The sequence below is a fragment of the Dietzia timorensis genome (genome assembly GCF_020742175.1).
GTDB classification, from domain to species: domain Bacteria; phylum Actinomycetota; class Actinomycetes; order Mycobacteriales; family Mycobacteriaceae; genus Dietzia; species Dietzia timorensis_A.
Genome location: NZ_DYXM01000102.1, coordinates 1 through 24,330, shown reverse-complemented (window position 1 = coordinate 24,330; position 24,330 = coordinate 1). Strand labels below are relative to the sequence as shown.

Below are 24,330 nucleotides of genomic sequence, written 5' to 3'. Positions count from 1 at the left end.
GGCGCGACGCCATCGACGACGAATTCATCACCGCGCCGGACTACCGGCACGCGTGGATCCACCCCGAGAGCGTCGAGGTCGGGCACGACGAGGTCATCGCAGGCCCGGTGCTCAAGCTGCTCGCCCGGGTTCCCGGCATGTCCAGCAGCGATATGGCCTCCGCCGTCATAAAGCGGGTGGAGCATCTGGCCCAGGTGACGTTCTCGACCGAAAATGGGCTCATCGAGTTCGCGCCGCCGGGGGTCACGAAGGCAGCGGCGTTGACGCGCGTCGCCGAGCAGGTGGGCGCGCTGCGGTTCCGGCGCGAGCCGGGCGCCGCGCCGCGCACGGTCGCGTTCGGGGACATGCCCAACGACGTGGAGATGCTGCAGTGGGCGGACCTCGGGGTGGCGATGGGAAACGCGCACCCGATCGCCGCCGCCGCGGCCGACGAAACAACCCTCACCAGCGACGAAGCCGGTCTGGAGCCGGTACTGTCCCGCTGGTTCTAGCCGGTCGGCGCCAAGCGAAAAGCTAAGCGGACCGGGGCTCCACCACTTCCCCGGCACCACGTGAGTGGTACCTGGTGGGGTCCCGGTCCGCTGGACCTTGTTTCCGGGTACTTGATACCGCGCCCCCGAAACGGGCGCCGGGGGAGCGGTTAGCCCTCGACCTTGACCGTGCCGGAGTAGAGGTCGTAGACGACTCGTCCGTTCTCGAACTTCTGCGAGACGGTGCCGTCGCCGTTGTCGACCTCTTCCTCGGTCGGCATGCCCAGCGGGCCCTGCTCGAAGCCCTGCGCGGCCCAGGCGTCACCGATGCGCCCGAGCACCGCGTGGGCGCCGGTCCGGTCGGAGTCGTAGATCGCGCCGCCGTCGAACTTGGCGTACGAGACGTCGTTGTACTTCTGCACCCCGGACAGCGCCTTGCCGAGCACGCCGTCGGCTCCGCCGAGCGCCGCGAACAGCTTGCCGATGCGGCCGTCGCCGCCAGCCTCGACGAGCGCGTTGCCGACCGTCTTGATCGACCCGATCGTCTCGACGAGGTCGAGCGCCTTGAGGCCGTCCAGGTTGATCTCCGAGCCACGCATGAGCAGCTTGCCCACGAGCTCGGCGGCGCCCTTGGTGTCGAGGTTCTTCAGTTGTGAGCTGCCGCCGCCGAGCGCGGACTCCAGCGAACCGGAATCGCCCGTGGGGACCTCGCTCTCCGAGGTGGGACGGCCGGGCGTGGTCGGCTTATCGCCCCCGGAGTTGCCGCCCGAGTTGCTGGTGGTCGTCGACTTCGAGGAGCTCGGTGCCGAACCGCCGCCGGACTTCGCGTACTGCGCGGCGATATTGCGGATCTTGCCCATCTGCGCGTACCCGGCATCGCCCGGGCAGGTCGTCAGCCCGACGTCACGGTGGGCGAAGATGTTCGGCAGGTTGACCTTCGTGCCCTGGGGGTACTTCGTGAAGGAGGTGCCCTCGGAGTAGTGGTTCGCCTTGCCCTTCGGGTCGATGCCGGCGAGCGCGAGGCGCCAGCCGAGGATCTCGCCGACCTTGTTGATAGTCGCGTCCGGCGGGTTGATGTTCGAGAAGTCGCCCATCATCGAGATGCCCCACGTATTGGCGTTGAACCCGCCGGCGTGAGCGCCCTGGACGTTCTTGTCGAGCCCGCCCGCGCGGCCCTCGAAAGCCTGGCCGTACTTGTCGACCAGCACGTTGTAGCCGACGTCGCACCAGCCGAGGTTCTGCGCGTGGTAGACGTAGATGCCGCGTACGACACCGGCGGACTGGTCCTTGGTGTAGTTGTTCGAGCCGGCCGTGTGGTGCACGACGCCCGCGGCGAGCGAATCGTCGTAGCTCGGGCTCTGGCAGCGCATCGACTCGTCCGCGCCCCACCCGGAGCGCGAGATGATCGACGGCTTCTTCGGGTTCGCGACGTCGCCGTACTCGCCCATCTCCATATCGGGAGCCGGGGTCGGCGAATCGAGATCGGGGGACAGAAGCACGGCGTCGACACCCGGGTCGTCGAGCGAGGTCTCGTCGGCGGCCGGGGCCACCTGCCCCTCGTCTTCCACAACCGGCTTGCTGACGTCGGAGTTTCCACCCTCGGGGCCCATCATTCCCGCGAGTGCGTCGGCGATGGCACCTCCGGCGGCCTGCGTGTCGCCCTGGTCGTCTGCCTGGTCGTCCTGCGCGATGTCTCCCTCCGCCCCCGGGGTAGAGGTCTCGGGCGCCTCGGTGAGTGCCTCGGGAGAATCGCCGATCGAGGTCTCGTCGAGGTCGACGCCCTCGAGGGCGATCTGCACCTTCGTGGTCTCGGTGCCGAGATATACGGGGTCGGTACCGCCCTTGCCGCCGGATGCCTGACCGGCATCGAGGTCACCGATCACCGACTCGGCCTCGAACCATTCGCCCCAGCTGCCGTCGGGCTGCTGCGCGCGGATGCGTGCCTTCGCTTCGTGCTCGCCCTTCCACGTGACGCCGACCATCGAGAACGGCTTTTCGGAGGAGACCTCGCGGACCTGCTCACCGCCGCCGGCGATGTCCTGCGTGACCCCCTCGGCCAGTGGTGCCGAGGAGAGGGAGACTTCGTTGACGCTGGTGTCCGCGGCGGAGGAGGGCGCCGGAGACTCGTCGGCGACCTGGCCGATGCCGACTGCGGCGACGGGCGTGACGGCGGCTGCGGCGAGAACGGCGACCGCGCCGAGAGAGGACTTGGACAGCTTTACGGGCGTAGAGGCACCGGAACGCGTGATACCGCGGCGGTACTGAGGGCGGCGAATGCGCAAAGTCACTCCAGGTCTTCTCGTGACGAACCAGCCGGAGCGGGCTCGTCTGGGCACACCTAAGGCAGCGCGCCGTGTGTTACTGACGAGTCTATTGTTATCAAAAATGTCTCCCGTGCCAAGAACTAATTGTTGAGAAACATGAGTTACAGGAATGTAAGAGTGTCCAAAGTGATTCATGTGGTATGAGTTAAAACTTCTGCTACCTGCGAGGATGGCGTCGAGGCGGGGGAAAACGCGCACGTCCGACGTCATAAAGAAAAAGGGAAAGAAAATTCCAAAGGAGGGTGAACTTTGGGGAGATGTGGAGAAGCGAGGAGTGCCGCGTGGCGCGCGGAGGGAGTGTCTTCGGGCAATGGCGGTCTCCGCGATTAGGCTAGGGGCGCGCGAGTAGCGGGCTGCGGCAGATCGCCTGCCCGCCTCGCGCGAACGAGCAGGTAGTGGCGAGCTAGTAGAAAGAGGCCTAGATGGCGAACGAGCGCGAATGGGAAAACTACGACCTGGTGGTCGTCGGGTCGGGGTTTTTCGGGCTCACCGTGGCCGAGCGTGCGGCGACGCAGCTCGGTAAGCGCGTCCTCGTGCTCGAGCGACGCCCGCACATCGGCGGCAACGCGTACTCGGAGGCGGAGCCGGAGACCGGTATCGAGGTCCACAAGTACGGCGCGCACCTGTTCCACACCTCGAACGAGCGGGTGTGGGAATACGTCAACCAGTTCACCGATTTCACCGACTACCAGCACCGCGTGTTCGCCATGCACAACGGCACGGCGTACCAGTTCCCCATGGGGCTCGGCCTGGTAAACCAGTTCTTCGGTCGCTACTACTCGCCCGACGAGGCGAAGAAGCTCATCGCCGAGCAGTCCGCGGAGATCGCCACCGAGGATGCGACGAACCTCGAGGAGAAGGCGATTTCGCTCATCGGGCGCCCGCTGTATGAGGCTTTCGTGCGCGACTACACGGCCAAGCAGTGGCAGACCGATCCGAAGAACCTGCCCGCCGAGAACATCGCGCGTCTCCCGGTCCGCTACACCTTCAACAACCGCTACTTCAACGACACCTACGAGGGGCTGCCCGTCGACGGTTACACGAAGTGGCTGGAGAACATGGCCGCCGATGAGAAGATCGACGTCGTGCTCGATACGGACTGGTTCGCGGTGCGCGATGCCGTTCGCGCGGCAAGCCCCGACGCTCCGGTGGTCTACACCGGTCCGCTCGACCGCTACTTCGACTACTCCGAGGGCAAGCTCGGCTGGCGCACGCTCGATTTCGAGACCGAGGTGGTCGATACCGGGGACTTCCAGGGCACCCCGGTGATGAACTACAACGATGCCGAGTTCGCCTACACCCGTATCCACGAGTTCCGGCACTTCCACCCCGAGCGGAAGAATTACCCGAAGGACAAGACGGTCATCATGCGCGAGTACTCGCGCTTCGCCGAGGGCGACGACGAGCCGTACTATCCCATCAACACCCCGGACGACCGCGAAATGCTCACTCGCTACCGCGAGCTCGCCGATGCCGAGACGGAGAACGCCAAGGTGATCTTCGGCGGCCGACTTGGTACCTACCAGTACCTGGATATGCACATGGCCATCGGCGCGGCGCTGAGCACGTTCGACAACAAGGTCTCCCCGTTGCTCGGGGGCTAGCTCGCCGCGAGCGGCGTGGCGGGGTTCTGCCGCCACGTCTGCATAGGCGATAATCGACAGGCAGACACAGGCGCGGACCCCAAGACGCACTCGGGTTCGACGACAGTACGGAATTCACGGAGGTCGGCGAAGACTGTGAAGAGCGCACCCACCAGCTCCCCGGATAGCCCAGCGAGCACGGAATTCGATCCGCGCCGCCTGGCGAGGGTGATTTTCCCGAAACGTGGGGAGCCTTCGGATGTGCGCTCGCTGTACATCGTGGAGAACCCGGCGGCACCCGACCGCGTCGCAGCGGACGGCCGAACGAGTGCCCGGATCCCCGCGCGCACGGAGATCAGCTTCGAGACCTATTTCAACGCGCTGCCCGCCTCGTATTGGCGGCGCTGGTCGCAGCTCGAAGAGGTGTTGCTGCGCATCGAACTCACCGGCGACGCCCGCGTCGACGTGTACCGCTCGAAGCTCGACGGCGCCCGGATCGCGGTTACCGGCGAGACCACCGAGGCAGGCGCCGAGGGGCGCTCGGTACTGGAGTTCGTCGTTTCGCTCGCCCCGTTCGAGGACGGCGGCTGGATCTGGTTCGACATCTCCTGTGAATCGGACACGATCATCCACTCGGCCGGCTGGTACGCGACCGTCGACGCAGGACCGCAGGAGATCCACAGCGAGCGCGCGGTGCTCGACAACCCCGTTACCGGCGAGAGCACCGAATTCGGCCGTGGCGATCTGCTGCCCGCCGCCGCGCCGCGGCTCACCGTGGGAATTCCGACGTTCAACCGGCCGACCGACGCGGTCGCAGCGCTCCACGCGCTCGCCTCGGACCCGCAGGTCGACGGCGTCATCGACGCCGTGATCATGCCGGACCAGGGCGATAAGCACCCGGCCGACGAGCCGGACTTCGGCGAGGTCGAGGCACACTTCGGCGACCGCCTGCGCATCGTGCGCCAGGGCAACCTCGGTGGCTCCGGCGGTTACTCGCGCATCATGTACGAGGCGCGCCACGCAGAGCGCGGCACCGACAGCCCGTACATCCTCTACATGGATGACGACATCGTCATCGAGCCCGATTCGATCCTGCGCGCGCTCGCCGCGGCGCGGTACTCGTCGCGGCCGATGCTCATCGGCGGGCAGATGCTCAACCTGCAGGAGCGCAGCCACCTGCACACGATGGGTGAGATCGTCGACCGGTCGGACTTCATCTGGAAGAACGCGCCGAACTCGCATTACGACCACGACTTCTTCAACCACCCGCTCCGCGACCGAGGCGAGAACCTCCCCGAGGGCGCAGAGAAGACGAAGACTCCGAACAACTATCTCCACTCGCGCGACCTGCACCGCCGCATCGACGTCGACTACAACGGTTGGTGGATGTGCCTCATCCCGCGCGTCGTCGCCGACACGATCGGCCAGCCGCTGCCGCTGTTTATCAAATGGGACGACAGTGAATACGGCCTGCGCGCCTCCTCCCACGGCTTCCCGACCGCCTCGTGGCCGTCGATCGCGATCTGGCACATGGCCTGGTCCGATAAGGACGACGCGATCGACTGGCAGGCCTACTTCCACCTGCGCAACCGGCTCGTGGTCACCGCTCTCCACTACGACGGTGATATCAAGGCGATCATCAAGACCCTCTACAAGTCGCTGTTCAAGCACATGACGTGCCTCGAGTACTCGACGGTTCGCATCCAGTCCGAGGCGATCCGCGACTTCCTCCGCGGCCCCGAGGCGCTCGAGGAGATGCTGCCCGCGGCGCTGCCGAAGGTGCAGGCTCTCCGCAAGGAATATCCGGACGCGGTCCAGCTGCGCTCGGCCACCGAGCTTCCGCAGGCTTCCGGGTTCCCCGGGGTCACCGACGAGCCGAAGAGTGCGCCGGCGAAGGCGAAGGCGCTGCTCAAGGGGATGGCGCACAACCTGCGACCGCACGATCCGCGCAACCACGAGGTCCCGCAGATCAACATTCCGCCGGCCGATGCGCGCTGGTACTGCCTCGGCCGCGTCGACGGTGCGACGGTGACCTCCGCCGACGGGCGCGGGGTGTACTTCCGCCAGCGCGACCGCGCGAAGGCCGCCGAGCTGGTCCGCGAAACCCTGGAGATGCACCGCGAACTCAACCGCCGATTCCCCGAACTGCGTCGCCGCTACCGCGAGGCGCATGCCGATCTTGTCTCGAAGGAGGCGTGGAGCCGTGTCTTCGACGAACAATGATGCCCCCGGCAGGTCGCCGGAATCCGGGCCGCCCACGGGAGAGGCGGCCATCCTGGCCAGCCTCCAAAACGGCCTGCGCGCCATCCCGGGATCGCTTCCGATAGCCACGACGCTCTCGCACATCGGCGAGCACGCGATCGGTTGGGTCACGCTGTCCGCGGCCGGCGCCGCCCTCCAACCGGAGCGCCGCACCGAGTGGATGACGGCGGGCGTCGGAGCCTTCTCCGCGCACGCGGCCTCCGTCGTCGTGAAGCGGATCGTGCGGCGAAAGCGCCCTCACCACCCGGCGATCAAGATCGGCGTGGGGACACCGTCGAAGATGAGCTTCCCGAGCTCGCATGCCACCTCGACCACGGCCTTCGCGTTGCTCGCCGGGAAGGCGACGGGCAACCCGCGGCTGGCATTCTGGGTACCGGCGACGCTGATCCCCGCGATGCTTGCGAGCCGGCTCACCCTCGGGGTGCACTATCCCTCCGACGTCATGGGCGGGGCGGTTCTCGGCGCGGCCTCGGCTGCGGCGGCGGGCCGATTCGCACCGGAAATGTTCGAACGTGCCACCGCCGCAGGTCTCCTGCCCGGCGCACTGACCACGAGTAAGGATGCGCGATGAGCGAGAACGACGACGCTACCGCCACTAGCGCGCCGAAGGGCGGCAAGGACACCCACTCCGATCCGGACAGCGCTGCGCCGGCCGACTACGCCTGGGCCGAGCCGCACACCGCGAACGAACGCGAGGGCGCGGCCGAGGACGCGGACGTGAAAGGGCATCCGCCGAAGAACCTCCTCGACGGGATGATCAAGGCGCTGCGCCCCAAGCAGTGGGTGAAGAACGTTCTCGTCATCGCCGCGCCGGCGGCGGCGGGCACCGAGATGCTCACCGACAGCGACGTGCTGTTCAAGGTCGCGATCGCGTTCATCGTGTTCTGCATGGCCTCGTCCTCGATCTACCTCATCAACGACGCGATGGACGTGGAGGCCGACCGGCAGCACCCGACCAAGCGCTTCCGGCCGATCGCGGCGGGTGTGCTTCCCGTCGGGCTCGCCTACGCGATGGCGGCGACGCTCATCATCGGCGCGATCGTCGTCTCGCTCGTGTTCGCCTCGTACTCGCTCGCGATCGTCGCGGCCGTATATATAGTGCTTCAGCTCATGTACTGCTTCGGGCTCAAGCACCAGCCCGTGCTCGACATCTGCTTCGTGTCCTCCGGCTTCCTGCTGCGCGCGATCGCCGGCGGCGCGGCCGCCGAGGTCCACATCTCGCAGTGGTTCCTGCTCGTCATGGCGTTCGGCTCGCTCTACATGGCCGCGGGCAAGCGTTACGCCGAGATGCGCTACCACATGAAGACCGGCGCGAAGATCCGCAAGGCGCTCGAGGGCTACACCGCGACCTACCTCCGCTTCGTGTGGACGCTGTCGGCCACCGTGCTCGTGCTCTGCTACGCCCTGTGGGCCTACGACCGCGGTTCGGACCCGGCCACGCCCGGCGCCGCCGCGATCTGGCTGCAGGTGTCGATCGTTCCGTTCACCGTCGCCGTACTGCGCTACGCCGTGGACGTCGACGCGGGTTCGGCGGGCGAGCCGGAGCAGATCGCCTTCAGCGACCGCGTGCTGCAGATCCTCGCCGTGGGCTGGATCGCCGTCGTGGCGGTCGGAATCTACGTCATTCCCGCCTTCTTCTAGCCCGCCGGGCGAAGGAACATTTCACCCACCTCGACCGATAAGACAATCACAGTGAGTAGCCCAGCCCTGGCAGAGTCCCAGTCCGAGACCGCCCCGCCGCAACCGCCCACCGGGCGCCTAGCGGTAGCGGGCGGTTTCGCGCGCGCACACTGGGCGCCGCTGACCTTCTGGGGCTCCGTGCTCGCGGTCGTCGCCGTATTCTTCGCCGGTGCGTGGGAGCGGCGCTGGATCGCCGACGACGGGCTCATCGTCCTGCGCACCGTCCGCAACATGCTCGCCGGCAACGGCGTCGTGTTCAACGCCGGCGAGCGCGTCGAGGCGAACACCTCGACGCTCTGGACGATGCTCATCTACGCCGCCCAGCGCGTGATGAACCTGCCGCAGATCGAGGTTGTCGCCCTCATCGTCGCGCTCGCCACCTCGATGTCGGCGGTCGTATTCGCGATGTGGGGCGCGCGTGTCATGTGGGCCGGTACCCGCCGCCACCCTGCGCGACACCACGGGCTCATGACGTCGAAGGTGCTCATGCTGCCCCTCGGGATCGTGGTCTACGTGGTCCTTCCCCCGGCGCGCGACTTCGCCACCTCCGGCCTGGAGACCGGGTTGGTGATTGCGTGGATCGCGCTCGTTTGGCTGCTGCTGCAGCGCTGGGCGCGCGCCCCCCATTCGCAGTACGTGTTCGGTATTCCAAAAGTGGAGACGGCGTTTCTCGCGGTCGTCGCCGGGCTCGGCCCGCTCGTACGGCCGGAGCTCGCGATCGTGTCGGTCTTCGCCCTCGCACTCATCTTCTTCGCTCGCTCGTCGATACTGCATCGGGCGTGGCTCGTGGTCATCGCCGGCTTTCTGCCGCTGGCCTACCAGCTGTGGCGGATGAGCTACTATGGCCTGCCGTATCCGAACACCGCGGTCGCGAAGGACGCCGCCGGGTCCAAATGGGAACAGGGCTTCGCCTATCTGCTCGACCTCGCCGGCCCCTACTGGCTCGCGCTCCCCATGCTTGTCGGGCTCGGCGCGATCGTGATCTCCGCCGCGTGGGCGGCCGCTGGGCCGCGCCCGGCACGTCCGACGTCATCCAGCGCTGACGGCGCGGCACGACGTGGGCTCGTGGTGGCCGGGCGCGAGCTGCCGGCGCTGCGTTCCACTCCTGTGGTGACGGCGCTCTTCGTCGTTGTCGGCGTTGCGCTCGCCCTGTATTCGGTGCGCGTGGGCGGCGATTTCATGCACGGGCGTGTGCTCCTGCCGCCGCTGTTCACGCTGCTGCTGCCGCTCGCCGTACTCCCGATTCCCGTCGGGCGGCAGACCGGCCGCGACCGACAGTGGCGTTTTGTTCTGCCGGTGCTCATCGGCGGCTGGCTCGTCGTGATGGGTTGGGCGGTGACGGTGTCGATCGCGCAGGATCCGTTCCCGGACAAGGCCGAGTCGATCACCTCGAACGGGATCGTCGACGAGCGCGCGTTCTATCTCCAGCGCACGGGGCACAAGCATCCGCTACTCGCCCGCGATTACCTCGATTTCCCTCGTATGCAGGAATTGATCACCCAGGTTCGCGCGAACATGACGGGCGCGGTGTTCCTCCCCGTCGGCGGCGCGCAAGATCGCTGGGATGTCGTCGAGTTCGACCACCCGCTCCCCGGACTGCAGCCGTTCGAGATCCCCGACGACCCGCAGAAGACCGTCGTCTTCCTCAACCTCGGCATGACCAGCATGAACCTGCCGCTCGACGTCAAGGTGTACGACACGGTCGGCCTCGCGACTCCGCTGGCGGCGCACACCGACCGGATGGTCGACGGGCGCATCGGGCACGACAAGTATCTGCCGCTCGACTGGTACCTCGCCGACGCGGGTGTGGTCGAGAACCCGAACAACTACCCAGAGTGGGTAGATCCGGATTGGATCGAACAGGCGAAGGTGGCACTGACCTGTCCTGCGACGGTCGAACTTCGCAAGTCGTACACAGACCCGTTAACCTTGGAACGAAGAAAAGAAAATGTGATTAACGCATTTTCATATGCGCAATACCGGATCAACCGGATCCCGGCTTACGAAGTGCAGCGCTGCGGGCTTCCGATGCCCCCCGAGGTGGACCTCGACGCCTATCCCCGGTAGTGTGCCAAAGAGTTCGGTCTCAACTTAATAACGCTTTAAGCTCAGTTGGGGCACAAAGTGTAACGCCAGCCTCAATATGCGCGACAGTAACAGAGCGACATGTGTCGGACGGTGCCGAAATTCGCGCCATCCCGCACTCCTCCATTAAGGGGCCTCGTTCCCGGACCGGACGCACGAAACGAAACAAGGAGCACTTCGATGACCAAAGCCGCGTCTCCCGCAGGACGCCTGCGCCGCAAGCTGGCAGCAGGCGCGCTGGCCCTAGCCACGGCAGTAGGCGTGGTGGCCGGCTCGCCGGCATACGCGCAGGACGCCCCCGGATCTTTGGGCGCACCGCCGGCGCCGCCAGCTCCCGCAGCAGCGCCCGCGCAGCTGCCGCCGGGCGGCGAGGACCCGATGGGACACCGCAATTGGCTGCGCGCCGGTTGTGGCTGGGATCCGGTTCAGTCGTGGGTGCAGATCTGTGACGTCTGGTCGCCGTCGATGAACCGGATGATCAAGGTCCAGGTTCAGCCGGCTCGCCAAGCGGGCAACGCCGGCCTCTACCTCCTCGATGGTCTCCGCGCTCGCGACGACTGGAACGCGTGGACCCACGACGCCCAGGCGCAGCGCACGTTCCTCTGGGACAACCTGACCCTGGTCATGCCCGTCGGTGGGCAGGTCTCGTTCTACTCCGACTGGCAGCGTCCGGTGAACATCAACGGCGAGGTATACAACTACCAGTGGGAGACGTTCCTCACCGAGGAACTCCCGGGTTACCTGCAGAGCGAGTTCGGCGTTCGTCCCGATAACAACGCCATCGCGGGTCTGTCCATGGGTGGTTCGGCCGCAGCGGCGCTCGCCGCCAAGCACCGCGACCAGTTCAAGCAGGTTTCGGTCTTCTCCGGCTACATGAACCCGACGGCTCCGGGCATGTACTCGATGATTCCGCTCGCCATGTTCGACCAGTGCAAGTGTGATCCGTTCGCCATGTGGGGCCCCCCGGGCTCGCCCGACTGGGGCGCCAACGATCCGCTGCTTCTCGCCGACCGCCTCCGCGACATCCCGATGTATCTGACGGCCGGCTCGGCAATCCCGGGTCAGTACGATCAGCCGGACAGCCTGCAGGCCGTATTCAACACCTTCAACGGTGTCGTTCTCGAGGGACTGTCCCGCGGTTCCACGATTGCGTTCCAGAACACGATCAACGCCGAGCCGAACAAGGCGAAGTTCGAGTACCGCACCACCGGCATCCACGGCTGGCCGTACTGGAACGACGACCTCATGTCCGCCAGGCTCGAGCAGATCCTCCCGACGCTGAACGCACACGCCTGGTGGTGATCGACCGGCTGAGGCGAAAAGTCTCAACTACAACTTAAGAAATTTTGTGTCGGGCGCGAGTCGCCTGGACCAAAACCGGGGCTCTGCGCGTAGATTGGCTATCGCAGGGCCCCGGTTTTCTTTTTGGTCGCACCCGTGGGAGGGGAACCCACGGGCAGTCCTACCGAGGGTCTCCACGAGCGTTGCGCCGGCACAGCGGCTCGCACGAATGTAGGCGAGCACGATTCCGGTACCAGCGTCGACTGGGAAATTTCACGTCCACCGCCGGCGGCCAGCCAGGCAGGAACAGAAAGCGCCACTACACATGAACGGATCGCGCCGCGAGGCATCGGCATCACGCGGATCTTCCCCACGCAAGGCTGCACCGAAGAGCTCGGGTCGGGTCTCGAATAAGAACACTTTGACCTGGAACCGTAAGCAGCTGCGCCTCGTCCCTGTTATCGCCGTCGCTGTGGCCGCGCCGCTCGTCGTGGGCGTCGCCACGGGCCAGACGAACAACTCCGGGGTGCCCGAGGCCAACGCACAGCCGGGGACGTCGACGTCCGCGTCGCCGACGTCAAGCCGCTCGACCAGCGCGCCGACCTCGTCGGAGTCCAGCCCCTCGGCGTCGGAGACGACCAGCAACGGGCAGCGGCCGGCAGCGAACACCGACGTGCCGCCAGGCGTCCGCCTCGACCGAGTGGACTGGCTCAGCGAGCGCCGTGTGGCGTTGTGGGTTCAGTCGGCCGCCATGGAGCGCCCGATCCAGGTGCAGCTCCTCCTTCCCGCCTCGTGGAACTCCGAGCCCGATCGCACGTACCCGGCGCTGTACTTGCTCGATGGGCTGCGCGCCGTGGAGACCGAATCGGGCTGGACGCACGAAACCCAGATCGAGAAGTTCTTCGACTCCAAGGACGCGGTCATCGTGCTGCCCGTCGGCGGCGAGTCGAGCTTCTATACCGACTGGGAGAACCCCGCCAAGGACGGCGAGCCGTACCAGTGGGAAACGTTCATGACCGAGGAGCTTCCTCCGCTCATCGCGCGCGACTGGCGGCTCAACGACCGTGCCGGGATCGCCGGGCTGTCGATGGGCGGTACCGCCGCCATGAACCTCGCTGCACACAACGAGGGGCAGTACCAGTTCGCCGCGAGCTTCTCCGGCTACCTGGACACAACGAGCTTCGGCATGCCCGAGGCGATCAAGGCGGCCCAACTCGATGCCGGCGGCTATAACTCCGAGGACATGTGGGGGCCGCTCGGCGGCGAGACCTGGAAGCAGAACGACCCCAAACTCCAGGCCCAGCGCCTCAAGGACGTCTCGCTGTACGTCTCGGCCGGGTCCGGCAACACCGGCCCGTGGGACAAGCCCTCGCCGGTCGAGGGAATCCCGGAGAACTTCGCCGGCTACGGGCTCGAACTCCTCGCGCGCATGACGACCCAGAACTTCGTGAACGCCGCGAAGAAGGCCGACGTGCCCGTCACGACCAAGTTCCGCCCCTCGGGCACGCACACGTGGCCGTACTGGCAGTTCGAGATGACACAGGCGTGGCCGCAGGCCGCCGAGGCGCTCGGCACCGAGGTCAACGCGCCCGAGTGCAAGGCCGAGGGCGAGATCGGCAAGTTCCGCGAGGCCAACAGCGCGCTCGGGGATTGCCTCACCGGCGAGTACGCGGTCGAGGGTGGCCGTGCCCAGGACTTCCGCGAGGGACGCGTGTTCTGGTCCGAGGACACAGGCGCCCACGCCGTCACCGGCCGCATCGGCGCCGCCTACCAGGCCGCCGACGGACCCAAGGGTGAGCTCGGGCTTCCCACCTCATCCGAGAAGAAGACCCCGGACGGCGTCGGCCGCTACACCACCTTCGAGCACGGGACGATCTACTGGTCCCCGAAGACCGGCGCACACGCGGTGTCGGGCAAGATCCTCGACTTGTGGTCCGAGAACGGCTCGGAGCTCGGCGATCTCGGCTACCCCACCTCGGACGCGGTGCGTAACCCGAACAAGGAAGGGGTTGCGCAGGGATTCCAGAACGGCACGGTATTCCAGGCCGCCGACGGCGACCCGCGCATCGTCGAGGGCGCGATCCTCGACAAGTACAAGGACCTCGGCTACGAAAATAGCGACCTCGGCTACCCGACCTCGGACGAGATCTCGCTGAGCAACGGTGGAGGGGCCCTGTCCCGCTTCGAGAACGGCGGCATCTACTGGTCGCCGAACACCCGGGCGCACGCCGTGCCCTACGGCCAGATCTTCGACGCCTGGGGCGAGGAAGGCTTCGAGAACGGACGCCTGGGCTACCCGGTCTCCGATGTCCAGTCCGTCCCCGGCGGCGGCCAGGAGGTCGAGTTCGAGCACGGCAAGATCAGGCTCATCGCGGGAAGGATCGAGAAGTCATGACCCCAGCGCGTACCACGCGAGGCAAAGCCGGCACACGTATGACGGCGGGCAGTGCGATTGCCGTGGCGGCGCTCGTCCTCGCGGGCTGCGGTTCGGGGGATTCGACGGTGTCCGGCAGCCCGGAGTCTCCGACCTTCGCGCCGCCGCCGAGTGCGGGGGAGCGGACGTCCGGTCCCTCGCCGGAACCGAACGGCGGGGGCTTTCCGGAGTCCCCCAAACCGGTGGAGAGCGATGCCCCCGGGCTTGAGAGCCCCGAGGTCAGCGCGCGGGAACAGACCTATCTCGATGCGCTCGACGAGCAGGAGATCAAAATCGACTCGCTCGAACTCGCGCTCGTCGGCGCCGGCAACGGCATCTGCCGTATCCGGGCGACCGGCGGCGCCGCAGAGGAGACGACGACCCTGGCCAACGCCATGGCCGGGCAGCTTGTCGAGGGCGGATACGCCAAGGGCAATCCCGAGGATGTCGCGCAGGAGATCATCGACGCCTCGGTCTCCGAACTCTGCCCCTAGATTCTGCGGAATCCCTGGGTAATTGCCTAGGCATTCGTAGAGGTTGGCGCACAGCCCCTGCTTAGGCGTGCCCGATACGATCGGGCGGTTCGTACGACCAGATCGGCTCACCCCATGAGGAACGCGCCGGTTTAGGTTCACAACGGCGATAGAAGGGAAGCGAACATGGCGGGACAGAGAAAGGGCGGCCGGCTCGGCCTGGCCCTCGGCGTCTTGGTGCTCGTCGTGCTCCTCGTCGCCGGCGTTGGCTGGTGGCTGTCGCGGGAGAATCCGACGAGCCCCATCGGGGAACCGCCCACCCCAGGGCCGGGCGAACCCGAGCGCACTCAGCCCGCCGACTGCCCAGACGTGTCGCTGATCTCGGTGCCGGGAACCTGGGAATCGGCTCCCGACGATGACCCTTACAACCCGCAGGCCAACCCGAACGCCCTGCTCACCAAGGTCACCGCGCCGCTGGCAGAGGCCAACGACCCGGCGCGCGTCGAGGTGTACACGGTGCCGTACACCGCGCAGTTCCGGAACCCGCAGCTCCCGGAGGACGTGAGCTACAACGATTCGCGCGCCGAGGGCACCGAGAAGCTGCGCGACAAGATCGCCTCCACACACGAACACTGCCCGTTCACCAAATACGCGCTTCTCGGCTTCTCCCAGGGCGCTGTCATCGCCGGCGACGTGACCAGCGAGATCGGCAACGGCGAGGGCGTCGTGCCCGCGGACCTCGTTCTCGGCACCGTGCTCATCGCCGACGGCCGCCGCGACCAGGGCGCCATCGGTCCGGGCCTGCAGCCGACGAACGGTCAGGGCATGGAGATCTCGCTGCAGGGTGCCTCGGGGCTCACCGAACTCATCGCCGACGCGACGATGACCGGTCCCCGGCCGGGCGGCTTCGGCGCGCTCACCGAGCAGACCGCCTCGCTGTGTGCCGGCGCGGATCTCATCTGCAACGCGCCGATGGATGCGGCCGGCGGTGCCGCCAGGCTTTCCGAGTTCCTCAACAACAACGCCGTCCACGCCGAGTACGACACGAATCCGAACGTCGTCGAGGGCACCACGGCCACCGAGTGGAGCCGGCAGCATCTGCAATCGCTCATCGACTCGGCGGAGGAGATCCCGCACTCCTAGCGGGTGCGGCCGCCGCCGCTGTCGGCGCAGGCAGGCAAGGCATGAGATTCTCGGGAGATATCCGCCAGGCCCGGCGTCATAGGCGTGTAACTGTCAATGTGAGCAGTACGATTCCCTAGGGTGGCCCTGCCTGAGCGTTACCTGCGAATGGAAACAGCGCGCAAGGTAACGGTAGAGTCTCTAGTTTTGGGGCATTCGCGATTGCGTGCGCTTGCCCCATGACCGTACGAATGAGTTTTCGGGGGTTCTTCGGCAGCGAAGGATCCCGGCTGCGGCCGCATGACGGTGGGTCGCCGATTCCAGAGCGCCGAGAAGGATGGAGCATTAGCAACGTGGAGTTCGATGCGTACCGCAACGAGTCTGGGGCGATAGCCCTACCCGAGGACGCCACGTTGGTGGACTTCGTGGAGGAGAACGTATCGCGAGCCGATGCAGATCCCGCCGCGGATACTCTCGTCTTCCGTTTCAACGACTACTCCAAGTCTCGCCAGGGGGAGAAGCAGGACCTGTCGTGGTCGGGCTTCGGCGCGCGTCTGCACGCCATCGCGGCGCGGCTCCAGCAGGTGTCCTCGCCGGGCGATCGCGTCGCGATCCTCGCGCCCCAGGGGCTCGACTACGTCGTCTCGTTCTTCGCCGCGATTCACGCCGGACTCATCGCCGTCCCGCTGTTCGATCCCGACGAGCCGGGCCACAAGGATCGCCTGCACGCGGTTCTGGGGGACTGTAAGCCCGCCGTCATCCTCACCTCGTCGCAGTCGGCCGCCGGAGTGCGTCAGCTGTTCCGCGAGGTCCCGGCCCGCGAGCGGCCGCGTGTGGTCGCCGTCGACGCGATCCCCAGCGAGCTCGGCAGCTCGTGGCAGAAGCCGGACCTGCACGGCTCCGATATTGCGTACCTGCAGTACACCTCGGGTTCCACCCGCACCCCGGCCGGTGTCGAGATCACGCACACCGGCGTGTGCACCAACGTGCTGCAGCTGATGTTCGGCCTCGGCCTCAGCGATCGCTCCAAGGGCGTCACCTGGCTCCCGCTCTTCCACGACATGGGCCTGCTGTGTGTGATTCTCCCGGCGATGGCCGGCGCGTTCACCTCGATCATGTCGCCGCGCGCGTTCGTGCAGCGCCCGGGTCGGTGGGTACGCGAGCTCGCCTCGTACCCCGAGGCCGAGGGCGTCTTCGCCGCGGCCCCGAACTTCGCCTTCGAGCACGCCGCCCGCCGCGGCCTCCCCGCCGAGGGCGAGGAGCTCGACCTGTCGCACGTGACCTCAATCATCAACGGCTCGGAGCCGGTCACCCCGACGTCGATCCGCGCGTTCCAGGAGGCCTTCGCCCCCTACGGTCTTTCCGACACGGTGGTCAAGCCCTCGTACGGCATGGCCGAGGCGACGCTGTTCGTCTCCTCCCCGGAGCAGCACGCCGCGCCCGTGGTCGTGCACGTCGAGCGCAACAGCCTCAACGAGGGCCGCTTCGAGGTTATCGACGAGGGCTCGGTCGAGGGCAATTCGGAAGCGATCCCGCAGGTCGCCTGCGGATACATCGCGCCGTCCCAGTGGGCTGTCATCGTGGACCCCGAACTGGATGACGACGGAGAGCACACCGGCAATGGCCGCGAGCTGCCCGACGGCTCCGTCGGCGAAATCTGGTTGCACGGTGCGAATATCGGCCAGGCCTACTGGAAGCGTCCGGAGGAGTCCCGCGCGACCTTCGCCAACCGCCTCGTATCCCGGCTGGAGGAGAACTCCCACGCCGAGCGCGAATTCGGCGACGTCCCAGAGGACGCCGGCTGGCTGCGCACCGGCGACTTCGGTGTCTACCACGACGGTCAGATCTACATCACCGGCCGCGTCAAGGACCTTGTGATCGTCGACGGGCGCAACCACTACCCCCAGGATCTCGAGGCGACCGCGCAGCTCGCTTCCGATTCGCTGCGGCCGAACTTCGTCGCCACGTTCTCCGTGCCGGCCAACCAGCTCCCGCCCGAGGCGCGCAACGGGCTCGACGTCGACCCCGGCGACGGCTCGGAAACCCTCGTCCTCGTCGCCGAGCGCGCCCCGGGCGCAGGCAAGGCGGACCCGGCGCCGATCGCCGAAGCGGTGCGCAAGGCCATCTCGGAGGCCCACGGCGTCCACGCGCAGGACGTGCTCCTCGTGCCCGCCGGCTCCATCCCGCGGACCTCCTCGGGCAAGATCGCCCGCCGTGCAACCCGCCAGGAATACATCACGGGCACGCTGCGTGGCGGATATCAGCAAACTGCGTTCCCGGACCTGGACGAGGTCTAACGGCCATCCGAGACCTTTCCCGCTCCGAACCACACAGTGCAAGGACGCTCCGGGACGACCGACCGGCGTGTCGAGGAAAACGCGGCCAGACTGGGTGCGCGTGGTTCGCTGCCGGGCAGCGCCGCATAGACTTCTGCGCATGAGCGACGACGGACCTCAAGGAGGCGGGAGAGGCGATAGCGGTGCGACTGCATCGCCATCGCCCTCGTCTCTGGCTGCCCTGGTCCGTGGGTCGGCGAGTGGTGACAGAGGTGCTTTTGCGCAGCTCTTCGACCTGACGTCGCCTCGGCTTTACGGACTGATCGTCCGGATTGTCGGCGACCGTGGCTATGCGGAGGAGATTCTGCAGGAGTCGTACCTGCAGATATGGGAAAGTGCCGATCGCTACGAAGAGAAATTCGGATCGGCACTGAGCTGGATGCTCACCATCGCACATCGACGTGCAGTGGACCGGGTGCGCAGCGAACAGTCGGCACGGCGGCGGGAGGAGGCAGAGGCAATGCACTCTCCGGCCGAACATGTTGACATCGCCGAAGGCGTGGCAGAGTCGATGGCATCGCGTGAACGTGCGACCGACGTGCGGCGTTGCGTCGACGACCTCTCCTCGGTGCAGAGGCAGGCGATCGAGCTCGCATACTTCAGTGGGCTGACATACCGCGATGTCGCCGAACGGCTCGGCGCCGCATTGCCGACGGTGAAATCTCGGATCAGAGACGGTCTGCGAAACCTGAAAAAGTGCCTGGGGGGTGAGCCGAGATGAGCGCGTTTCCGTCAATCGATGACGGCGATTTCGAGCTCTACGCCCTCGGAGCGCTCGGCACCGAGGAAAGCCGACGTGTCCGGCAAGCATTGGAGGACGCCGAACCCGAGCAACGGGAGGCGATGCTGCGCCGAATCGCCGAAGCGCGGGAGGCCGCGGCTGCGCTGGTGGAGGCGGAAGATCTCGACGAGGCGCCGCCGGCGCGTGTCAGGGCCCAGCTACTCGAAGCGATCGATCGGGGGCATACGGCGGATCGCTCCACGAGCGACGGCGACGCCATAGATGCGCGGTCCAGGTTCCGCCCCGCAACCCTCGCGGCCGCAGCAGCGGTAGTCCTTCTCCTTGGTGCCGGAGTGGTCGCTATCGCAGTGCGTTCAGGCGACAACACGGCAGAGATCGCCGGGCCCGAGAGTTCGACGGCGCCGACGTCCGAGCCGGGTGTCGACGACGACCCCACGGGCATGGTCGACCAGATCATGGCGGCCCCCGACGCGAATATCGTTAATGCCTCACTGGATTCCGGCGCGACGGCGAAGGTCATGGAATCGGAGCAACTCGACATGGCCGTGTTGGAGATCTCGGGCATGCCCGAACCCTCCGAGGGGATGCACTACCAGCTCTGGCTCAACGGCTTCGGGCCGAACCCGATCGCCGGTGGAGCCATGTCGATCGGCGCCGACGGCAGCACCCTGATGGGTGGCATCGAGGAGCTGGCGAGGACGAGTGGCGTCGCCGTGACGCAGGAGCCGAACTCCGATCTGCGTCCACCCGCCCCGACCGGGGAAGTGCTCATGGAAATGGAAATGGCCTAGCGGACCGGTTCTTCGTCGGCCGAGCAAGGGAAGGCGCCCCCGAGCCCTTCGTGTGAGGAGCTCGGGGGCGCCATGCCTTGCCCGCGTGGGGCCGCTACATCTTCGGCATGAGGACGCCGTCGATCAGATACACCACGGCGTTGGCGGTTTGCACTCCGCCACAAACTACCTGTGATTCGCCGACCGCGAGATCGTCGCCTTCTCCGGTGACCTCGATCTCGTCCCCGGCGAGCGTAGTGTGCGTGCCGGCGATGTCATCGGGGTTGATCTTGCCTTCGACGACGTGATGGCTGAGCACGTTGGTGAGAAGATCCGCATCCGTGCCAAGGGTGTCCATCGTGGCGTCGTCAACGGCATCGAATGCCTCGTCCACCGGTGCGAACACGGTGAGCTCGCCGCCGTTGAGCGTGTCCACGAGATTGACGTCGGGGTTCACTTCGCCGGACACCGCGGCCGTGAGGGTGGTGAGCATGGGGTTGCTCGAGGCGGCGGTGGCGACAGGTTCTTGTGCCATGCCGTCGACCGACGCGGGTCCGTCGGGATTCTGCTCCGCGTATGCGCTGCAGCCGCTGCCGACAAGATTCGACATGGGATCTGCATCTTCGGCGCCGTTTGCCGGGCTGGTCATCGACATGTCGCTCGATTCGGACATCGGCGCCGAGGACGACATCTCATCTCCCGACCCCATTCCGTTCATTTCCTCCGGCTCTTCGGTTCCGCAGGCTCCGACGGCCAGTGCGGCGGCCGCTGTGATCGCAAGACCGCCTCTGCGAATGGTGCTCGTCTTCATGGTGTCCTCCTGAATGGATGTGCACGTTCACCATGTGGTTCGGATCACCGGGCTTCGCGGATGGGTGACCGAAGAAATTGACCGGAAACCGACGGGTTTCGCGGTCTCACACCCATCCGGAGAATGCGTTCCTACGAATTCCGTACGCAGGCGATAGTGGGAGACAGAGGGGGCGGGAATGAGTAACGAGACAGGCGGCCTGTCCTCTGGCGGCAACCGCGGTGCACGCGTGGGTCGACACGTTCGGAGGGCGAGTGTCGGACTACTTGCGGCAATGATGGTGGCTGTCCTGGGTCACCTTCTATCGTTCCTCATCGCGGCCGGTTCCTCGCCGGTCGCAGCGGTCGGCGATGCCATCGTCGCGCAGGCTCCCTCTGCCATGCGCGAGTTCGCGATCAGTACTTTCGGAACGGCCGACAAGCCCGCGCTTGTCGTCGGGATCATCGGTGCGATCACGGTGTTGGCCGTCGCTGCCGGTGTGGCAGAACGTGTGGCCCGCCCATGGGGCTCCCTCCTGCTCGGTGTCCTGGCGTTGGCCGGCGTCGTCGCAGCCGTGAGCCGGCCAACGGCCACCTGGGCGTGGGCGATTCCCTCCATCGTGGGCGGTGCGGCGGGGATCGCCGTTCTTCGTTTCGGAATCCGATTGACCGATGCTCGGTCGCCCGTCTCGAAGGGAGGAGACCCCTCCGGGCCTAGTAGGCGTACGTTTCTCGCCTTTGTCGGCGGGGTCGCCGGACTGACGGTGGCGATCGGCGGTCTCGGGGTCGGGCTTGCCAGAAAAGCGAGTGACCTCGCTGCCGAACGATTGCGCATTGCGCTTCCTCCAGTCGCCGCGAGGCTACAGGCCCCTCGCCCGGGCCCCGAGGTCGAGGCGCCCGTGTCAGACGGCGCTGCGTTTATCACCCCGAACGAGGACTTCTACCGGATCGACACCGCGTTGCAGCTGCCCGCGATCAGCGTGGAGGAGTGGAGCCTGCGCATCCACGGAATGGTGGACCGCGAAATCGAACTGAGCTGGCAGGATCTCAACGACCGGATGGCGATGGAACGCATCATTACGTTGACATGCGTGTCCAACGAAATCGGCGGAAGCCTAGCGGGTAACGCGACATGGACGGGTTTTCCCATCCGCGACCTCCTGGACGAGGTCGGTGTCCGGCCGGGTGCGGATATGCTGTTGTCCACCTCCGCGGACGGGTGGACCAGCGGAACCCCGATTGCGGCGTTGACCGATGGCCGTGACGCGATGCTGGCCGTGGGCATGAATGGAGAGCCCCTTCCAATCGAGCACGGGTACCCGGTCCGGCAGGTCGTCCCCGGACTGTACGGATACGTGTCGGCGACCAAGTGGGTGGTCGACTGGGAAATCACCCGCTTCGACCAGGCGAGCGCCTACTGGACCGATAGAGGTTGGGGCGAGAAGGGGCCGATCAAGACCGCTTCGAGAATCGACCGGCCGGCGCCGTTGGCCGAACTCACCGCCGGCGTCAACGTCATCGCGGGGACCGCATGGGCTCAGCACAGGGGGATCTCGAAGGTTGAGGTCAGGGTTGACCAGGGGCCGTGGCGGGAAGCGCAGACCGCTGCCGCGTACTCGGTGGACACCTGGAGAATGTGGTCCTGGGAATGGGATGCGACCCCGGGGATTCACACCGTCGTCGTTCGCGCGACCGATAACGACGGCGAGCTGCAGACAGAACGCCGACAAGGCACCGTGCCCGACGGGGCGACCGGTTGGCACAGCAGGACTTTCCGAGTGGTCGGCTAGGGACGAGCTGGCAAAAGTAGACAGACTTGTCTATATTTAGACGTGCACAAAACGAACACGCAGGTAGTTAGTGATGCACGTCACCACGAAAGCAAATTGAAACTTGTTTCAATTTGCTTTTCGTCGTGTTAGCTTAGCCTGCACATACTTGATAAATTTGGCTTGGGAAGCGAACCCGCGACGCAGGTGCTCGACAAGCGTGACACGTCTGGTTCGAAGGAATTAAAGGAGGCGAAGGAGTTGCAGGACATTTCTAACTCCGAACGACCATTGCGGGTAGCCGTGATCGGCTCCGGCCCCGCCGGTATCTACGCCGCCGACGCGCTGATGAAGTCCGACGTCGCCAAGGAGCGTGGCGTCAGCATCGACGTGTTCGAGCGCCTCCCAGCGCCGTTCGGTCTAATTCGTTATGGCGTCGCGCCGGACCATCCCCGAATCAAGGGCATCATCAAGGCGCTGCACAAGGTCCTGGATAAGCCGCAGGTGCGGCTGTTCGGAAACGTTAACTACGGTTCCGACGTCACTCTCGAGGACCTGAAGCAGCACTACGACGCCATCATCTTCGCCACCGGTGCGACCGACGACCGCGGTTTGAAGATCCCGGGCATCGATCTCGAGGGCAGCTACGGCGCCGGGCAGTTCGTCGCCTGGTACGACGGGCACCCGGACTTCCCGCGCACGTGGCCGTTGGATGCGGAGAAGGTCGCCGTGATCGGCGTGGGCAATGTGGCGCTCGACGTCGCGCGCGTGCTCGCCAAGACCGGCGACGAGCTGTTGCCGACCGAGATCCCCGCGAACGTGTACGAGGGTCTCAAGCAGAACAAGGCCGTCGAGGTGCACGTCTTCGGGCGCCGCGGACCGGCCCAGGCGAAGTTCACCCCGCTCGAGCTGCGCGAGCTCGACCACTCGCCGAACATCGAGGTCATCGTCGATCCGCGCGACATCGAGTACGACGAGGGTTCGGCCACCGCCCGCCGCACGGTGAAGATGGTGGACCAGGTGTCGTCGATCATCGAGGACTACGCCATCCGCGAGGGCAAGCCCGACGCGATCCACAAGCTCTTCCTCCACTTCTTCGAGAACCCCACCGAGATCCTCGGCGAGGACGGGAAGGTCGTCGGCCTGCGCACCGAGCGCACCGAGCTCGACGGCACCGGCAACGTGAAGCCGACCGGCGAGACCACCGACTGGGAGGTCGGCGCCGTCTACCGTGCCGTCGGCTACTACTCCGACAACCTTCCGGACGTGCCCTTCGACGAACAGGGCGGCGTGATCCCGAACGAAGCCGGCCGCGTGCTCGAGGGCGGAAACCACATCCCGGGCGTATTCACCACCGGCTGGATCAAGCGCGGCCCGGTCGGCCTGATCGGGCACACCAAGGGCGACGCCAACGAGACCGTCGAATGCATCGTCCAGGACCTCGAAAACGGCGCCCTCAACGCGCCGTCCGCGCCGGAGGAAAGCGAGATCGAGGCGCTCCTCGACTCGCGGTCCATCGCGTACACCACGTGGGACGGCTGGTACCGACTCGATGAGCACGAGCGCAGTCTCGGCGAGGCCGAGGGCCGCGAGCGCGTGAAGGTCGTCGAGCGCGACGACATGCTCAACGCCTCGGTGAACGAGCGCGAGCACGCCTCCTAAACCCGCATAGCTCCGGACGCCGGGGTGGACCTCGTTATACCGAGGACCGCCCCGGCGTTTTCGTGTCCGCCGGCGCGAGGGTCGCCCGCACCGCGTCCTCCCAGCCGGTCGGCTCGAGGCCGTATTCGGTGGTGAGAATCCCGGGCGCCATCGCGCAGGGCCGGTACCAGAAGTCGGAGATCGCGGAGAGCTCGCGCATCGTGCGGTCGACGAGGCCGACGCCGCGAAGGACGACGCGGGGGATCGCGATCATCTTAAAGCGCTTGGCTCCGAGCGCGTTCGTGGCGAACTCGACCAACTCGGCGAAGGTCCGAGCGATGTCGGTGGGGGCGTGTACGACCCCGTCCCGACCGCCCATGGCCAAGGCGTCGGCGTTGTCCACGGCGACGAGCATTGCGCGGGCGAGGTCCGGGGTGAAGGTGAGCGCATGGGGGACGTTCGGGTCGCCCGGAATGAACGGGCGCGAGTCGGCGGCGAGAGGTTGGAGCACCGTCGCGCAGGCGACAGCCGCGCCGCCCGTCATTCCCGTCGGGCCGATGAGGTCCGAGGCGACGACGCTGACCGTGCGC

The 24,330-nt window shown here is 66.6% G+C and carries 17 protein-coding genes and 1 pseudogene; 15 read left to right on the top strand and 3 right to left on the bottom strand.

Annotated features, from left to right (window positions below):
- Positions 1–491: HAD family hydrolase (locus K8V11_RS05295; protein ID WP_303911406.1), on the top strand; the 491-nt coding region annotated here is incomplete at its 5' end.
- A gap of 149 nt (positions 492–640) precedes the next feature.
- On the opposite strand, the gene K8V11_RS05290 is transcribed toward K8V11_RS05295, so the two are convergent.
- On the bottom strand, positions 641–2,758 hold the full coding sequence (locus K8V11_RS05290) for an N-acetylmuramoyl-L-alanine amidase (RefSeq protein ID WP_303911405.1): 2,118 nt from the start codon (positions 2,756–2,758) through the stop codon (positions 641–643).
- 458 nt (positions 2,759–3,216) lie between these two features.
- On the opposite strand from K8V11_RS05290, the gene glf reads away from it, so the two are divergent.
- The 12 genes from glf (at position 3,217) to K8V11_RS05230 (ending at position 19,562) form a co-directional block, all read left to right on the top strand.
- Positions 3,217–4,398 (top strand): UDP-galactopyranose mutase, encoded by a 1,182-nt coding sequence (gene glf, locus K8V11_RS05285; RefSeq protein WP_303911403.1) that lies wholly within the window; start codon positions 3,217–3,219, stop codon positions 4,396–4,398.
- Between the two features lie 135 nt (positions 4,399–4,533).
- Positions 4,534–6,600: a glycosyltransferase gene (locus K8V11_RS05280; RefSeq protein ID WP_303911401.1), complete on the top strand. Its 2,067-nt coding sequence runs from the start codon at positions 4,534–4,536 to the stop codon at positions 6,598–6,600.
- Complete coding sequence (locus K8V11_RS05275; RefSeq protein ID WP_303911399.1) at positions 6,581–7,210, top strand: phosphatase PAP2 family protein; 630 nt, start codon at positions 6,581–6,583, stop codon at positions 7,208–7,210. Before K8V11_RS05280 ends, K8V11_RS05275 begins: the two co-directional genes overlap by 20 nt.
- Positions 7,207–8,280 carry a decaprenyl-phosphate phosphoribosyltransferase gene (locus tag K8V11_RS05270; RefSeq protein ID WP_303911397.1) on the top strand — a complete coding sequence of 358 codons (1,074 nt, stop codon included), beginning with the start codon at positions 7,207–7,209 and terminating at the stop codon, positions 8,278–8,280. Before K8V11_RS05275 ends, K8V11_RS05270 begins: the two co-directional genes overlap by 4 nt.
- A gap of 51 nt (positions 8,281–8,331) precedes the next feature.
- Entirely contained in the window at positions 8,332–10,386 is a 2,055-nt protein-coding gene (gene zomB, locus K8V11_RS05265) for a flagellar motor control protein ZomB (RefSeq protein ID WP_303911396.1), read from the top strand.
- Positions 10,387–10,584: 198 nt separating this feature from the next.
- Positions 10,585–11,706 carry an alpha/beta hydrolase family protein gene (locus K8V11_RS05260; RefSeq protein WP_303911395.1) on the top strand — a complete coding sequence of 374 codons (1,122 nt, stop codon included), beginning with the start codon at positions 10,585–10,587 and terminating at the stop codon, positions 11,704–11,706.
- A 400-nt stretch (positions 11,707–12,106) separates the two neighbouring features.
- Positions 12,107–14,080, top strand: a complete 1,974-nt coding sequence (locus K8V11_RS05255; RefSeq protein ID WP_303911393.1) for an alpha/beta hydrolase-fold protein — start codon at positions 12,107–12,109, stop codon at positions 14,078–14,080.
- Entirely contained in the window at positions 14,077–14,592 is a 516-nt protein-coding gene (locus tag K8V11_RS05250; RefSeq protein ID WP_303911391.1) for a DUF732 domain-containing protein, read from the top strand. Before K8V11_RS05255 ends, K8V11_RS05250 begins: the two co-directional genes overlap by 4 nt.
- A 165-nt stretch (positions 14,593–14,757) precedes the next feature.
- Entirely contained in the window at positions 14,758–15,714 is a 957-nt protein-coding gene (locus K8V11_RS05245; protein ID WP_303911389.1) for a cutinase family protein, read from the top strand.
- A gap of 332 nt (positions 15,715–16,046) precedes the next feature.
- Positions 16,047–17,990 (top strand): long-chain-fatty-acid--AMP ligase FadD32, encoded by a 1,944-nt coding sequence (fadD32, locus tag K8V11_RS05240; protein ID WP_303911388.1) that lies wholly within the window; start codon positions 16,047–16,049, stop codon positions 17,988–17,990.
- Positions 17,991–18,129: 139 nt separating this feature from the next.
- Positions 18,130–18,750, top strand: coding sequence for an ECF RNA polymerase sigma factor SigK (sigK, locus tag K8V11_RS05235; protein WP_303911386.1), 621 nt, complete (start codon positions 18,130–18,132; stop codon positions 18,748–18,750).
- Positions 18,747–19,562: an anti-sigma factor gene (locus K8V11_RS05230; protein WP_303911385.1), complete on the top strand. Its 816-nt coding sequence runs from the start codon at positions 18,747–18,749 to the stop codon at positions 19,560–19,562. Before sigK ends, K8V11_RS05230 begins: the two co-directional genes overlap by 4 nt.
- 94 nt (positions 19,563–19,656) lie before the next feature.
- Here the strand turns inward: K8V11_RS05230 and K8V11_RS05225 are convergent, their stop codons facing one another.
- On the bottom strand, positions 19,657–20,352 hold the full coding sequence (locus tag K8V11_RS05225; protein WP_303911383.1) for a fasciclin domain-containing protein: 696 nt from the start codon (positions 20,350–20,352) through the stop codon (positions 19,657–19,659).
- A gap of 178 nt (positions 20,353–20,530) precedes the next feature.
- Between K8V11_RS05225 and K8V11_RS05220 the strand changes: the two genes are divergently transcribed.
- Together K8V11_RS05220 and K8V11_RS05215 are read left to right on the top strand one after the other, a co-directional pair.
- Positions 20,531–22,120, top strand: a complete 1,590-nt coding sequence (locus K8V11_RS05220; RefSeq protein WP_303911381.1) for a molybdopterin-dependent oxidoreductase — start codon at positions 20,531–20,533, stop codon at positions 22,118–22,120.
- A gap of 249 nt (positions 22,121–22,369) precedes the next feature.
- Complete coding sequence (locus K8V11_RS05215; protein ID WP_303911408.1) at positions 22,370–23,761, top strand: FAD-dependent oxidoreductase; 1,392 nt, start codon at positions 22,370–22,372, stop codon at positions 23,759–23,761.
- A 34-nt stretch (positions 23,762–23,795) separates the two neighbouring features.
- On the opposite strand, the pseudogene K8V11_RS05210 reads toward K8V11_RS05215, so the two are convergent.
- Positions 23,796–24,330: pseudogene (locus tag K8V11_RS05210) on the bottom strand (hypothetical protein); the annotation flags it as partial.